The organism is Streptomyces oryzae (genome assembly GCF_017676365.1).
GTDB lineage: Bacteria > Actinomycetota > Actinomycetes > Streptomycetales > Streptomycetaceae > Streptomyces > Streptomyces oryzae.
On sequence record NZ_JADKMA010000055.1, the window covers coordinates 24497 to 38062 of the forward strand.

Below are 13566 nucleotides of genomic sequence, written 5' to 3' on the forward strand. Positions count from 1 at the left end.
TGCAGTGATACGCAAAAGAAGCCGACACAACGGGCTGCTGGCCGCCGCCGGTGTCGCCGTGCTGCTGGTGAACCTCGCGGCCTGCGGGTCCGACGACGACAAGAGCGGCCCCGACAGCTTCAAGGGTCAGACCCTGACCCTCTGGGCGATGGACGGGTCCACGCCCAAGCAGTGGACGAAGGACGTCAAGGCCGCCTTCGAGAAGAAAACCGGGGCCAAGCTCAAGCTCGAAGTCCAGCAGTGGAACGGCATCCAGCAGAAGATCACCACCGCACTCTCCGAGTCCGACCCGCCGGACGTGATCGAGGTCGGCAACACCCAGACCCCCGCCTACGCCCGCACCGGCGGACTGGCCGACCTCGGCGATCTGAAGAAGGGGCTGGGCAAGAACTGGACGCCCTCCCTCAACAAGTCCGCGGTCTATGACGGCAAGCAGTACGCCGCCCCGTGGTTCGCCGTCAACCGCACGGTGATCTACAACAAGAAGATCTGGGCCGAGGCGGGCATCAAGGGCACGCCCAGGACCCGCCAGGAGTTCTTCGACGATCTGGAGCAGATCGACAAGAAGACCGACGCCGAGCCGCTCTACATGCCGGGCCAGAACTGGTACTTCCTGGACGGCCTGCTGATCGGCCGGCACGCCGACCTGGTGAAGAAGAAGGGCGGCAAGTGGGTCTCCAACCTCTCCGACCCCAAGGTCGGCAAGGCCATGGAGATCTACAAGAAGTACGCCTCCTACTCCAAGGCCCCCAAGGACAAGGACGAGGCCACCCCGCAGCAGGCCGAGGTCTTCGCCAAGGGCAGGACCGGCGCCTTCATCGGCCTGAGCTGGGAGGCGGCCACCGCGATCGAGGCCAACAAGAAGCTCGAGAAGGACATCGGCTACTTCACCATTCCGGGTGAGACCGCAGGCAAGCCCGAGGGCGTCTTCCTGGGCGGCTCCAACCTGGCCGTCGCAGCGGGCAGCGAGAAGCAGGAACTCGCCAAGGAGTTCCTGAAGATCGCCCTCTCCGACAAGTACGAGGGGGCGCTCGCCAAAGAGAGCGGCGTCATCCCGAACAAGGCGCCCCTGCAGAGCAACCTGAAGGGCAACCCCGCAGCCGAGGCGGCCGCGCCGGCCGTCGAGGGCGGTGGGCTCACGCCGCTGATCCCCGAGTGGGGGGCCGTGGAGAACCCGCCCAACCCGATCAAGACGTATATGACGTCCGTGCTGAACGGAAAGTCGCACCGCGCTGCGGCCAAGGGCGTCGAGGGTGAGATGAACAAGCGGCTGTCCCAGAAGCAGTGACCCGTTCGCGAGGGCGGGGGTGGGGGCTGCTGCTGCCCCCCGGCCGGGGTTGGAGCTCCGAATGTCTGTGAGAACTCAGGAAGCGCCGCCGCGCGACAGGGTGCCCGTCGAGGCGGCCGCGGCTCCCGGGCCGCCGCCGCGCCGGGCGCCGGCCGGGAGGAAGGGCTCGCTCCCTTACCTCCTGCTGTTGCCCGCCCTCGCGCTGACCGCCGTCTTCCTCGGGTATCCGCTGGTCACCAACGGCATGTTGTCGTTCCAGAACCTCAACATGACGCAGCTGATCCAGCACCTCACCGAGTGGAACGGGGTCACCAACTACACCGACACGCTGGGCAGCGAGACGTTCTGGCGGGTCACCCTGCGGTCGGTGGTCTTCACGGCGGTCAATGTCGTCGTGATCATCGTGGTCGGCACCCTGGTCGGGCTGCTGCTGGCCCGGCTGGGGCCCAGGATGCGGCTGCTGCTGTCGGTCGGGCTGGTGCTGGCATGGGCGATGCCGGTCATCGCGGCGACCACCGTCTACCAGTGGCTGTTCGCCCAGCGGTTCGGCGTCGTCAACTGGGTGCTGGCCGAGCTCGGCTTCGGCTCGATGGCGGACTACAACTGGACGGGAAGCCAGCTGTCCACGTTCTTCGTCATCTCGCTGCTGCTCGTGTGGACCTCGGTGCCGTTCGTCGCGATCAACCTCTACGCCGCGACGACCACGATCGCCAAGGAGCTGTACGAGGCGGCGGCGCTGGACGGCGCGGGGGCGTGGCAGAGCTTCAAGAGCGTCACCTTCCCGTTCCTGAAGCCGTTCCTGATGGTCGCGACGTTCCTCGAGGTCATCTGGATCTTCAAGGCCTTCCCCCATGTCTTCGCCGTCAACGAGGGCGGCCCCGACCGGCTGACCGAGACGCTGCCCGTCTACGCGTTCGTGGAGGGCGTCGGCAACCAGCACTACGGCACCGGCGCGGCGATCTCCGTCCTCACCATCCTGATCCTGCTGGCCCTGATGTCGTACTACCTGCGGCTGGTGCTGCGGCAGGAGGACGCCGAAGAGAGCGAGAACGAGGGGAAGAAGGGCTGATGCGACGGTCACTGCCGGGCCGGATATGGCCGAACGTCACCGCACTGGTGCTGTTCGCTGCGTTCGCCTTTCCCGTCTACTGGATGTTCAACACGGCGTTCAAGCCGAGCGGCCAGATCATCAGCGAGAACCCGGTCTGGTTCCCCACCTCGCCCACCCTGGAGCACTTCAGAACGGCGGTCGCCGCCGAGCACTTCTGGGCGCTGGTGCGCAACTCCGTCACCGTCACCGTGCTGGCCGTCGGACTCTCGCTCCTGGTCGCGCTGTTCGCCTCGTTCGCGCTGGCCCGGATGCGGTTCAAGGGGCGCAAGGCGATCGTGCTGACCTTCATGGTGGCCCAGATGGCGCCCTGGGAAGTGATGGTCATCGCGATCTACATGATCGTGCGGGACGCGGACATGCTGAACAGCCTGGTGCCGCTGACGCTCTTCTACACCGTTATGGTGCTGCCGCTGACCATCATCACGCTGCGCGGATACGTCGCCGCCGTGCCCAAGGACCTGGAGGAGTCGGCCATGGTGGACGGCTGTACCCGGCTCCAGGCGTTCCGCCGGGTCATCTTCCCGCTGCTGGCCCCCGGTCTGATGGCGACCTCGCTGTTCGGATTCATCACGGCGTGGAACGAATTCCCCATGGTCCTCATCCTCAACAAGGACGCCGAGGCGCAGACGCTGCCGCTGTGGCTCTCGAAGTTCCAGACCGCCTTCGGCGACGACTGGGGTGCCACGATGGCGGCAGCCTCCCTCTTCGCCGTCCCGATCCTGCTGCTCTTCCTCTACCTCCAGCGCAAGGCAGTGGCCGGCCTCACCTCCGGCGCGGTGAAGGGGTAGCCCATGGCCGACGGAAGTGAAGGGACACCGCGCCGCATGACCACTTCAGTACGAGCGTCCGACACCCTCACCCGCGACGCCCTCGCCGTCCTCCAGCCCGGCTTCACCGGGACCTCGGCACCCAGCTGGCTGCTGCGGCAGCTGGACGAAGGGCTCACCTCGGTCGGCCTGTTCGGGCGCAACATCGACTCGCCGGAACAGCTCGCCCTGCTCACCGAACAGCTGCGTGACGTACGCCCTGAACTGCTGGTCGCCATCGACGAGGAGGGCGGTGACGTCACCCGGCTGGAGGCCAGGACCGGCTCCTCCTACCCCGGCAACCTCGCCCTCGGCAGGATCGACGACCCCGACCTCACCCGGGCCGTGGCACACGAGCTCGGCAGCAGGCTCGCCGCGGCGGGCGTCAATCTCAACTGGGCGCCCTCGGCCGACGTCAACTCCAACCCGGACAACCCCGTCATCGGCGTACGGTCCTTCGGCGGCGATCCGAAGCTGGTCGCCCGGCACACCGTCGCCTACGTCGAGGGGCTGCAGGCAGCCGGGGTCGCCGCCTGCGTCAAGCACTTCCCGGGGCACGGCGACACCGCCGTCGACTCGCACCACGCCATGCCCCGCATCGACGCCGACCTGGACACCCTCAGGGCCCGCGAACTGGTGCCCTTCGCCGCGGCCGTCGACGCGGGCAGCAAGTGCGTGATGAGCGCCCACATCCTGCTGCCGGCCCTCGATGCGGCGCACCCTGGAACCCTCAGCCCCGCGGCGCTGACCGGTCTGCTGCGGGCCCCGCGCAGCGAGGGCGGCCTGGGCCACCAGGGGCTGATCGTCACCGACGGCATGGAGATGCGGGCCGTCTCCGCCACCTACGGCCTCGAACGCGGCAGCGTGCTGGCGCTCGCCGCCGGTGCCGACGCGATCTGTGTGGGCGGCGGGCTGTCCGGCGAGGACACCGTGCTGCGGCTCCGCGATGCGCTGGTGCGGGCCGTACACGAGGGCGAGCTGCCCGAGGAACGGCTCGCGGACGCCGCCGCACGGGTACGCGGCCTCGCCGCGTGGGCGCGGGGGGTGCGGCGGTCGGACACGGGGGGTCTGGCCGACCCCGCCCTCCGTGCCGGCCCGGCGGCGGCCGGCGGCATCGGGCTGGAGGCGGCACGGCGCGCGCTGCTCGTCACCGGCCTGGAGAACTACCGCCGCCCCGCAGGGCCGATGTTCGTCGCCGCGCTCACCACCGTCGCCAACATCGCGGTCGGCGACGAGACGCCCTGGGGCCCGGCGGCCGAACTGGAGCGCATGATTCCGGGCACCAGGACCGGCACGTACCAGAGCGCGGACGGCGACGTGGGCGCCGCGGTGCTCCGCGACGCGGGGGAGCGGCCCGTCGTCGTGGTCGTCCGCGATCTGCACCGGCACCCGTGGATGGCCGACGCGGTGGCGCGGCTGGTCGCCGAGCGCGCCGACACGGTGGTCGTGGAGATGGGCCTCCCGCAGTCCCCGCCGCAGGGCGGCCTGCACATCGCCACCCACGGCGCAGCGCGGGTCTGCGGGCGGGCGGCTGCCGAGGTCATCGCGCGCGGGTGAGACGGGCGGCGCCTGCACCCGTGTGCCCAGGCAAATCGTGCCGTATCAGCCACGCCGTAGGATCGAACCGCGACTCGCTTATGAACGTCACCCCTGGAGGAACCGCATGTCCTCGAACGCCCCGTCCGAGCCGGGCACCATCATGTCCGGTGAGATGGCCGAGCAGCCCGCCGTGCTGCGCCGCATCCTGGACGAGGGCGTCCCGGCGATCCGCGAGGTGGCCGCGCGGATCGCCGCGCGGAACCCGCGCTTCGTACTGCTGACGGCGCGCGGCACCTCCGACAACGCCGCGCTGTACGCGAAGTATCTGCTGGAGATCCAGCTGGGCAAACCGTGCGGGCTGACGTCCATGTCGACGACGACCGCCTACGGCGCGCAGCCCGACCTGACCGACTGCTTGGTCATCACCATCAGCCAGTCCGGCGGCAGTCCCGATCTGGTGGCCTCCACGAAGGCGGCCCGCGAGGCGGGCGCGATCACCCTCGCGGTCACCAACAACGCGGACTCACCGCTCGCGCAGGTCAGCGAGTTCCACATCGACGTACTCGCGGGCCCGGAAAAGGCGCTGCCCGCCACCAAGACCTACACCGCGGAACTGCTGGCGCTCTACCTGTTCGTGGACGGCCTGCGCGGCGGCGCCGGGAACGGCACCCAGGCCGCCAAGGCGCTGCCCGAGCTGGCCGAGGCCGTGCTGGCCCGCAGGAGCGAGGTCAAGGCCCTGGCGGCGCGCTACAGGTTCGCCGAGCGCATGGTGCTCACCTCGCGCGGTTACGGCTATCCCACGGCGAAGGAAGCCGCGCTGAAGCTGATGGAGACCAGCTACATCCCCGCGCTCTCCTACTCCGGCGCCGACCTGCTGCACGGGCCGCTGGCGATGGTGGACAACATCTCGCCGGTGATCGCCGTCGTCGCGGACGGCAAGGGCGGCGAGGCGCTGCAGCCGGTGCTGGAGCGGCTCCGCGACCGGGGCGCCGACCTGGTGGTCATCGGCCGCCAGGAGGAGGTCGACCGGGCCTCGGCCGGATTCGCGCTGCCCACCGACGGACTGCTGGAGGAGCTGCAGCCCATCGTGCAGATCCTCCCGCTCCAGATGCTCGCCTACGAGGTCACCATGGCACGCGGCCAGGATCCGGACGCGCCGCGTTCGCTGGCCAAGGTCACCGAGACCCGCTGAGGAGGGCCGGATGCAGCAAGTGGGCATGGGGCAGGCGACCACTGTCGAGGGCCTGGTGGAGCAGCTCATCGACGTCGGGGCGACCGCTGTACGCAGGGGCTTCGTACTGGCCAGCGGCGGAAATCTGTCGGCCAGGCTGCCCGGCTCGGAGCAGTTCGTCGTCACCGGCAAGGGGACCTGGCTGGACCGGCTGACGCCGAAGGACTTCACCGTCATGAACCTGGCGGGCGAGATCGTCGGCGGCAACCCGGCGCCCTCCAGCGAATGGAAGCTGCACCAGCGCACCTACCAGGTGCGCGCCGACGCCAACGCGATCGTGCACATGCACCCGCAGCACGCCGTGCTGGTCGACGCACTGGGCCACGAGATCCGGCTGCTGACGCTCGACCACACGGTGTACGTACGGTCCATCGGCCGTACTGACTTCTACCCGAACGGGTCGGACGAGCTGGCCGACACCGCCGCCGAGCAGGCCAAGGAGCACAACTGCGTGCTGCTGGCGCACCACGGCTGCTCGGCGCTGGGGGAGGACGTGGGGATGGCGTTCCGGCGCGCGATGAACCTGGAGGAGGCCGCCACGGCCACCTACCGCGCCCTGCTGCTGGGCGACCGCACGACGCGCTTCCCGGTGACCGCGGACGAGGCGATCCAGCACGCCTGAGCCTCCCGGGCCTGCGCAGGCCCCGGCCTCCTGAGTCCGCGCTAAGTCCGCGAAGGCCCCGGCAAGCACTTCGGGCCGCGGCGCCGGCGCGGGACCCTCAACCCGCCCGGCACCGCAGCCCGGAGCCACAAGACCCGGACGCTGTCAGGGCAGAGAGCGCCGCGGGCCTCGATCTGCCCTCCTGTGCGGGGAGGGCAGAAGTTCTTTCGGGAGGATTCTGGACTAGACCACGGCCGTCTGTCTACGGATCGCGCGGTTCTGTTCGTTCGATTCTCAACCGTACCCCGGCCAGGCGTCCGCCCACCCCCGAGCTCCGGCCCCTTCCGGCGTCCGCCGGCCCCCCGGCCTGTCGTACCCTCGGCCCCGTGCCCTCCATGAACGACCTCGTACGCCAGCACACCGCCCTCTCCGACGTGGAGCTGGAGTGGCTGCACCTGCTGGTGTCCGAGTGGCAGCTGCTCGCCGACCTCTCCTTCGCCGACCTCGTGCTGTGGGTTCCCACGCTGGACGGCACCCGCTATGTCTCGGTTGCCCAGATGCGGCCGAACACCGGCCCGACCTCCCACCAGGACGACATGGTCGGCCACCTGGTGCCCCGGGGCCGCCGGCCGCTGCTGGACGCGGCGCTGGACGAGGGCCGGATCGTGAGGGAGGGCGACCCGGAGTGGCGCGAGGAGGTCCCGGTACGGGTCGAGTCCATCCCCGTACGGCGCGAGGGCCGGGTGCTGGGCGTCATCGCGCGCAACACCAACCTGCTGACCGTCCGCACCCCCAGCAGGCTGGAGCTCACCTACCTCCAGAGCGCCTCCGACCTGGCCCAGATGATCGCGGCCGGCAGCTTCCCCTTCCCGGGGCACGAGGTGGACATGGACCACGTGCCACGCGTCGGCGACGGCCTGATCCGGCTGGACGCCGAGGGGCATGTGCAGTACGCCAGCCCGAACGCGCTCTCCGCCTACCACCGGCTGGGCCTGGCCACCGACCTGGTCGGCCTGCACCTGGGCGAGGCCACCGCCGAACTGGCCCCGGCCAAGGGCCCGGTGGACGAGGCGATGGTCAAGCTGGCCAGCGGCTGGGCCCCGCGCGGCGCAGAGGTGGAGGCGAACGACTGCATCGTGCAGCTGCGCGCCATCCCGCTCAAACCCAAGGGCACCCGTATCGGTTCGCTCATCCTGCTGCGCGACATCACAGAAGTGCGCCGCCGCGAGCGCGAGTTGATCACCAAGGACGCCACCATCCGGGAGATCCACCACCGGGTGAAGAACAACCTCCAGACGGTGGCCGCACTGCTGCGCCTCCAGGCCCGCAGGATGGACTCCGACCGCGGCAAGGAAGCGCTCAACGAGGCGGTGCGCCGGGTCGGTTCCATCGCCATCGTGCACGAGACGCTGTCCCAGAACCTGGACGAGCGCGTGGACTTCGACGAGATCGCCGACCGGGTCCTCGCGATGGTGGCCGAGATCTCCCCAGGCCGGATCACCGGACGCCGTACGGGACGCTTCGGCATCCTCGGCGCCGAGGTCGCCACCCCGCTGTCCATGGTGCTCACCGAAGTGCTCCAGAACGCCATCGAGCACGGCTTCGCCCCCGAGCAGCAGGGCTCCATCGAGGTGCACGCCGTGCGCGGGGCGGCCGCCGGGCACGACGAGGCACGGCTGCTGGTCACGGTCCAGGACAACGGCCGCGGGCTGCCCGAGGGCTTCGACGCCAAGAACGGCGGCAATCTGGGGCTCCAGATCGTCCGCACGCTGGTGGAGGGCGAGTTGGCCGGCACCTTCGACATGCTCCCCGGGCCCACAGGCGGCACCCGGGTCCTGTTCGACCTTCCGGTGGCCGCGGAGAAACGCTGAAGACGGAGACGTGCTGAAGGCGGAGAAGCACCGGAGGCGGAGAAACGCTGCGGCGGAACGCCCAGTGAGCACGCAAAAAGCGCCGCGTATCCGGTCCTTGGGCGAGGACGGATACTCGGCGCTTCAGGCTTTGCTCATACGCGCTTCGAGTGCACTGCGCGCTGCGTCTCGGGGTGCAGCTGGTGCAGGGCTGGGCGTCAGGCGGTCGCGGCGTTGTTCCGCGCCCGGTTGCGGGCGGCGCGGCGCTTCATCGCGCGGCGCTCGTCCTCGCTGAGACCACCCCAGACACCGGAGTCCTGACCTGACTCCAGAGCCCACTGCAGGCACTGCTCCATGACGGGGCAGCGGCGGCAGACGGCCTTGGCTTCCTCGATCTGCAGCAGCGCAGGACCGGTGTTGCCGATGGGGAAGAACAGCTCGGGGTCTTCCTCGCGGCAAACGGCGTGGTGACGCCAGTCCATGGCTGCTACCTCTCCTCGTGTGTGGCTTGCTTGTGAATGTGAACGCTTTCACGAATCCCTCGACGGGGGAAGTGGGGCCTCACAAATGTGATGCGGGTCCCACTGGAGTCAAAGGAAGGGATTCCGGCTCTCAAGGGGGCCCTGATGGATGGGCCGTCCCGATCGCCATGAAGAGACTCGCAAACCTCGGCTGCGGATACAACCCCTTCCGGAAACTTTTTTTTGAATCCTTGGTGTCGACTAGCTCACAGCCCTCATTCGAGGGGGTGGACCCTGGCCTAAACGTTCGAGTGGAAGGACTTTCGCCCCTTCCACTTACACAATCACACGCAGTGCACGCCGTACGCCTGTGAAGCTCACGCTCGTACGCAGTCCCAGGTGGTCTCCGTCCATCTGAAACGGCAGCGGCGCCTGCGAATGCAAGGTGAAGCGGGTGAGGTCGTGCAGCGTCACCGCGTGCTTGCCGCGGGGCCCCCGTTCCGGGCTGGAGGTCAGCAGCTGGGTGCCGTAACGGCTCACCGCCAGCGGGGTCAGTCTGCGCAGTCCCAGCACGTCGAGGCCGGTGTCGAAGGACGCCTCGGGCGCCGCGTACAGCGGCTTGTTGCCCAGATAGGACCACGGTGCCGTGTTGCAGACGATCGAGAGCGCCAGCTGGGTCTCGGGCTCGGCGCCCTCCCGCTCCAGCGTGATCGTCCCCTTGCGGCGGTGCGGCTCGTTCAGGAACTGCCGTACGACCTGGCGCACATAGAGCGGGTGTGTGGAGCGCTTGCCGCGCTCCCGCTGCTGTTCGACCCGGCCGATCACCCCGGCGTCGAAGCCCAGCCCCGCTGTGAAGGTGAACCACCGTTCCGGGATCTCGGCGTCGTCGGTCCCCGGCACACCGCCGGCGATGCCCAGCCCGATGGTTCTCTCCGAGCGCGCTTCCAGCGCGTCCAGCAGATGTCCGGTCGCCTCCACGACGTCGTTGGGCATGCCCAGCGCGCGCGCGAACACATTGGTGGAGCCGCCCGGCACCACGGCCAGCCGCGGCAGCCGCTCGGGGTCGGGCCCCTCGTGCAGCAGGCCGTTGACCACCTCGTTGACCGTGCCATCCCCGCCCAGCGCGATGACCAGCTCGGCGGTGCCGCCCTGGGCTGCCTGGCGGGCGAGGTCACGGGCGTGGCCCCGGTACTGGGTGGTGGCGACCTCCAGCTTGAGATCGCTGGCGAGCGCGTGCGCCAGCACGTCACGGGTCCGGGCGCTGGTGGTGGTGGCTGCCGGGTTGACCACGAGTAGTGCGCGCATGGAGTGAGCGTACCTACCGCGTGGTACACGGCCCAGCCCCGCCGGTGCCCGGAGAGCTAGGCTGCGGGGGTGAGCGAGTGCGGGACCGGGACGGATACGGAAGATTCGATGGAGACACAGCCGCAGGAGCACGGGCAGGAGCGGGGGCCGCGCAGGATCGTGGCCGCCGCAGTGGTGACCGGTGCCGAGGGGCTGGTCGTCGCCGGGTTCGGGATCGTCTCGCTCGTGATGCTGGTCACCGGCAGGCCGGACGACATGACGCAGGCCGCCACTCTCGCCGTCACCGTTCTCGCGCTGTCCGTGCTGCCGCTCGCCGCGGCGCGCGGGCTGTGGCTGCGGCGGCGCTGGAGCCGCGGGCCCTCGATGATCGTCCAGCTGATCGCGCTGCCGGTGGCCTGGCAGATGGCGCAGAACGGGGGAGCGTTGCTGGGCGCCGCCGTCGCGCTGGCGCTGGCCGCGTTCGCCGTCCTGGGGTGCCTGGTGAACCCCACGGCCACCGAGGCGCTGGGCATCGGCCCCAGATGACAGACCCCCCGCCCCACGGGGGCAGGGGGAAAGGCACAGGGGCGCCCGGCTCACTCCTCGACCAGCAGCCGGTCGCGCAGCTGGGCCAGGGTTCTTGCGAGCAGTCTGGAGACGTGCATCTGGGAGATGCCGACCTCCTGGGCGATCTGCGACTGGGTCATGTTGCCGAAGAACCGCAGCAGCAGGATCTTCTTCTCTCTCGGCGGCAGCTCCTCCAGCAGCGGCTTGAGGGACTCCCGGTACTCGACGCCCTCCAGGGCGTCGTCCTCGGCGCCGAGGGTGTCGGCGACCGCCGGGGACTCGTCGTCGGTGTCGGGCACGTCCAGCGAGAGGGTGCTGTAGGCGTTCGCCGATTCCAGGCCCTCCAGGACCTCTTCCTCGGAGATCGACAGCCGCTGGGCCAGCTCGTGCACGGTCGGCGCTCTGCCGTGCTGCTGGGAGAGCTCGGCGGTCGCGGAGGTGAGGGAGAGCCTCAGCTCCTGGAGCCGGCGGGGCACGCGCACGGCCCAGCCCTTGTCGCGGAAGTGGCGCTTGATCTCGCCGACAACCGTGGGTGTCGCGTACGTCGAGAACTCGACGCCGCGCTCCGGGTCGAAACGGTCGACCGATTTGATCAGGCCGATCGTCGCGACCTGCGTCAGGTCGTCCAGCGGCTCGCCGCGGTTGCGGAAGCGGCGGGCCAGATGCTCGACAAGAGGCAGATGCATACGCACCAGGTGGTTGCGCAGCTCGGCACGCTCGGGGCCGTCGGGCAGCTTGCGCAGCTCGATGAAGAGCGCACGCGCGCCGCCGCGGTCCTGCGGGTCGAATCCGCGGGATTCACCCGAGCCGGGGCCCGCGGCCCGCTCACGCCGCTCGTGCTGCTGCTGGTCCATAGCGTCCGCCCGCTCTGCCTGCTTGGGTCGCTGCATGCTGGGGTCGGCCGGGTGCGGCCGGGGCTGTTGCTCGGGAATGCCCCGGGAGACCGCCCCCGGGCGGCCTGACCACATCTGACTTGCCTCGTGCTCGGTCACGACGCTCCGGGCCCCGCACCGCGCTTTTTGTGCAGGCTGATGCTGACCGTACGGTCCTCTGACACTGCTGAACCCACCTCACCGGCCAGGGCCGAGAGCACCGTCCACGCGAAGGTGTCGCGCTCGGGAGCACGGCCATCGGTCGTCGGCGCCGAGACGGTGACGTGCAGCGAGTCGCCGACGAGCTGGAAGACACAACTGAGTACGGAGCCGGGGACGGCCTGCTGGAGCAGGATCGCGCACGCCTCGTCCACGGCGATCCGCAGATCCTCGATCTCGTCGAGGGTGAAGTCCAAGCGGGCCGCGAGCCCGGCGGTGGCCGTCCGCAGCACCGACAGATAGGCACCCGCCGCCGGCAGCCGGACCTCGACGAAGTCCTGCGACGCGGGCTCGCCTGCGATCTGGGACACCCTCACCTCCAAGGTGGCACGAGCCGGTTGGGCCTCGCGGGCCGAAGCGGCTGTTGATTCGCTTTCGTCAGTGACGCTATCGCGATCCGTGTCACGATGCCGCACGCATCGATCACTGCCGCCTCATTCGCGAGCGTCACCCATAGTAAACATATGGGTACTGTCTGTGGCTAGGGGTTGGAGGCCTCAAATCCTCCGTGATTACGCTGTGTTGACCTCAAGGGTCTGTCGCAGGCCGCTTTCCTGGGGTGATCCCCGGACTCCGGCGGCCACCGTGTGTGTCCAGCCGTCGGCCGCCGAGTGTCGCTGGAAGGGCCTGTCATGTCATTACCCGTCACCTGATGCGTTCATAGCCTCTCGAGGCACAGCCTCCGACAAGGGCCGAAACCTGCCCCTGCGGGCGGCCCCGGGGCGGACCCGAGTTGCCTGAGGGGTGCGATGGGTGACTACTCAGCGTCAATGGAGAGGGAGGCGCGGTGAGTTGACGGGTGCGGAGAGTGACGAATTTTCTCACTCTGGGTTACTGCTCTCGGTTACTGGTCAGCGGAAAACGCCTGCCCCGTCACGACCGCCGTCACCGTGCTGCCCGGAGGGAAGACGCCCTCCGCCGCCAGCCGGGTGAGGGCGAACAGCAGCTTGGCGACATAGATCTCATCCAGCGCGGGCAGCCCATGGCGCTCGGCGAAATCCGCCGCGAAGCCGGACAGCTGAGGGCTCGCTTTCGCGTAGCCGCCGCCGTGAAAACTCTCCTCCAGCCACCAGTGGCCGCGCCGCCCGCCGAAGGTCTCCCGCTGCAGCCGCGCCACCTCACCGGCGAGGAAACCACCCTTCAGCACGGGCACGCCAAGACCGCGCTGACCTGGGGAAAGGCCCGCCGCCATACCGGCGAGGGTGCCCCCGGTGCCGCAGGCGACGGCCGCTACGTCGGTGCGCCCGCGCAGCTCTTCGCCCAGCAGTACGCACCCGCGTACGGCCGCCGTGTTGCTGCCGCCCTCGGGGATGACGGCGCACGCTCCGAAGCGGGCGCGCAGCTCCTCGTGGAAGTCCGGATCGGCGCGGCGGCGGTACGCGGCGCGCGAGACGAAGTGCAGCAGCATGCCGTCCTCGGCGCAGCGCGTCAGGGACGGATTGAGCGGCCGGCCGGCCAGCTCGTCCCCGCGTACCACCCCGACCGTGCGCAGCCCGAGCAGCCGGCCCGCGGCCGCGGTGGCCCGCAGATGGTTGGAGTAGGCGCCCCCGAAGGTCAGCAGCCGACGGTGACCGGTCTCGGCCACCGACCGCAGATTAGGGGCGAGTTTCCGCCACTTGTTGCCGGCGAGTGCGGGGTGTATGAGGTCATCGCGTTTCAGCAGCAGACGCACGCCCCGGCCGCTGAACCGCTCGTCGTCGACCTCCTGGAGCGGGGAGGGCAGGCGTGGGGCGAGCG

At 69.7% G+C, this 13566-nt stretch carries 13 protein-coding genes; 8 read left to right on the top strand and 5 right to left on the bottom strand.

The genetic code is table 11. From position 1 onward, the window contains the following. Positions 1-34 precede the first annotated feature (34 nt). The 7 genes from ITI46_RS13150 (at position 35) to ITI46_RS13180 (ending at position 8447) form a co-directional block, all read left to right on the top strand. A complete protein-coding gene (locus ITI46_RS13150; protein WP_209239707.1) occupies positions 35-1288 on the top strand; it encodes an extracellular solute-binding protein in 1254 nt (417 codons plus the stop codon). Between the two features lie 61 nt (positions 1289-1349). Then, on the top strand, positions 1350-2357 hold the full coding sequence (locus tag ITI46_RS13155; RefSeq protein ID WP_209239696.1) for a carbohydrate ABC transporter permease: 1008 nt from the start codon (positions 1350-1352) through the stop codon (positions 2355-2357). Further along, positions 2357-3187 (top strand): carbohydrate ABC transporter permease, encoded by an 831-nt coding sequence (locus ITI46_RS13160; RefSeq protein ID WP_209239697.1) that lies wholly within the window; start codon positions 2357-2359, stop codon positions 3185-3187. The genes ITI46_RS13155 and ITI46_RS13160 overlap by 1 nt, the downstream gene beginning before the upstream one ends. Positions 3188-3223: 36 nt before the next feature. After that, the gene (locus ITI46_RS13165; RefSeq protein WP_209239698.1) at positions 3224-4762 is read left to right on the top strand and encodes a glycoside hydrolase family 3 protein; all 1539 of its coding nucleotides are present in this window, start codon (positions 3224-3226) and stop codon (positions 4760-4762) included. Positions 4763-4868: 106 nt separating this feature from the next. Next, entirely contained in the window at positions 4869-5936 is a 1068-nt protein-coding gene (locus ITI46_RS13170; RefSeq protein ID WP_209239699.1) for an SIS domain-containing protein, read from the top strand. A 10-nt stretch (positions 5937-5946) separates the two neighbouring features. Further along, positions 5947-6597, top strand: coding sequence for a class II aldolase/adducin family protein (locus tag ITI46_RS13175; protein ID WP_209239700.1), 651 nt, complete (start codon positions 5947-5949; stop codon positions 6595-6597). A gap of 374 nt (positions 6598-6971) precedes the next feature. After that, complete coding sequence (locus tag ITI46_RS13180) at positions 6972-8447, top strand: PAS domain-containing sensor histidine kinase (RefSeq protein ID WP_209239708.1); 1476 nt, start codon at positions 6972-6974, stop codon at positions 8445-8447. 197 nt (positions 8448-8644) lie between these two features. Here ITI46_RS13180 and ITI46_RS13185 read toward each other — a convergent pair whose 3' ends face one another. Both ITI46_RS13185 and ITI46_RS13190 read right to left on the bottom strand, forming a co-directional pair. Beyond that, positions 8645-8908 carry a WhiB family transcriptional regulator gene (locus ITI46_RS13185; protein WP_016469673.1) on the bottom strand — a complete coding sequence of 88 codons (264 nt, stop codon included), beginning with the start codon at positions 8906-8908 and terminating at the stop codon, positions 8645-8647. 315 nt (positions 8909-9223) lie between these two features. Continuing rightward, positions 9224-10192 (bottom strand): diacylglycerol/lipid kinase family protein, encoded by a 969-nt coding sequence (locus tag ITI46_RS13190; RefSeq protein ID WP_209239701.1) that lies wholly within the window; start codon positions 10190-10192, stop codon positions 9224-9226. A 108-nt stretch (positions 10193-10300) separates the two neighbouring features. On the opposite strand from ITI46_RS13190, the gene ITI46_RS13195 reads away from it, so the two are divergent. Continuing rightward, a complete protein-coding gene (locus ITI46_RS13195; protein WP_209239702.1) occupies positions 10301-10717 on the top strand; it encodes a hypothetical protein in 417 nt (138 codons plus the stop codon). Positions 10718-10767: 50 nt separating this feature from the next. Here the strand turns inward: ITI46_RS13195 and ITI46_RS13200 are convergent, their stop codons facing one another. The 3 genes from ITI46_RS13200 to ITI46_RS13210 all read right to left on the bottom strand — a co-directional run. Then, the gene (locus ITI46_RS13200; RefSeq protein ID WP_209239709.1) at positions 10768-11706 is read right to left on the bottom strand and encodes an RNA polymerase sigma factor SigF; all 939 of its coding nucleotides are present in this window, start codon (positions 11704-11706) and stop codon (positions 10768-10770) included. 20 nt (positions 11707-11726) lie between these two features. Beyond that, positions 11727-12140 carry an ATP-binding protein gene (locus tag ITI46_RS13205; protein ID WP_209239703.1) on the bottom strand — a complete coding sequence of 138 codons (414 nt, stop codon included), beginning with the start codon at positions 12138-12140 and terminating at the stop codon, positions 11727-11729. A 533-nt stretch (positions 12141-12673) separates the two neighbouring features. After that, positions 12674-13566, bottom strand: an 893-nt coding sequence (locus ITI46_RS13210) for a 1-aminocyclopropane-1-carboxylate deaminase/D-cysteine desulfhydrase (RefSeq protein WP_209239704.1), incomplete at its 5' end; no start/stop codon positions are given.

What these genes read in the sequence shown, in the direction of transcription:
- ITI46_RS13155 (WP_209239696.1), top strand. Translation starts at nt 1,350, where the DNA reads ATGTCTGTGAGAACTCAGGAAGCGCCGCCGCGCGACAGGGTGCCCGTC.
- ITI46_RS13160 (WP_209239697.1), top strand. Translation starts at nt 2,357, where the DNA reads ATGCGACGGTCACTGCCGGGCCGGATATGGCCGAACGTCACCGCACTG.
- ITI46_RS13165 (WP_209239698.1), top strand. Translation starts at nt 3,224, where the DNA reads ATGACCACTTCAGTACGAGCGTCCGACACCCTCACCCGCGACGCCCTC.
- ITI46_RS13170 (WP_209239699.1), top strand. Translation starts at nt 4,869, where the DNA reads ATGTCCTCGAACGCCCCGTCCGAGCCGGGCACCATCATGTCCGGTGAG.
- ITI46_RS13175 (WP_209239700.1), top strand. Translation starts at nt 5,947, where the DNA reads ATGCAGCAAGTGGGCATGGGGCAGGCGACCACTGTCGAGGGCCTGGTG.
- ITI46_RS13180 (WP_209239708.1), top strand. Translation starts at nt 6,972, where the DNA reads ATGAACGACCTCGTACGCCAGCACACCGCCCTCTCCGACGTGGAGCTG.
- ITI46_RS13185 (WP_016469673.1), bottom strand. Translation starts at nt 8,908, where the DNA reads ATGGACTGGCGTCACCACGCCGTTTGCCGCGAGGAAGACCCCGAGCTG.
- ITI46_RS13190 (WP_209239701.1), bottom strand. Translation starts at nt 10,192, where the DNA reads ATGCGCGCACTACTCGTGGTCAACCCGGCAGCCACCACCACCAGCGCC.
- ITI46_RS13195 (WP_209239702.1), top strand. Translation starts at nt 10,301, where the DNA reads ATGGAGACACAGCCGCAGGAGCACGGGCAGGAGCGGGGGCCGCGCAGG.
- ITI46_RS13200 (WP_209239709.1), bottom strand. Translation starts at nt 11,706, where the DNA reads ATGTGGTCAGGCCGCCCGGGGGCGGTCTCCCGGGGCATTCCCGAGCAA.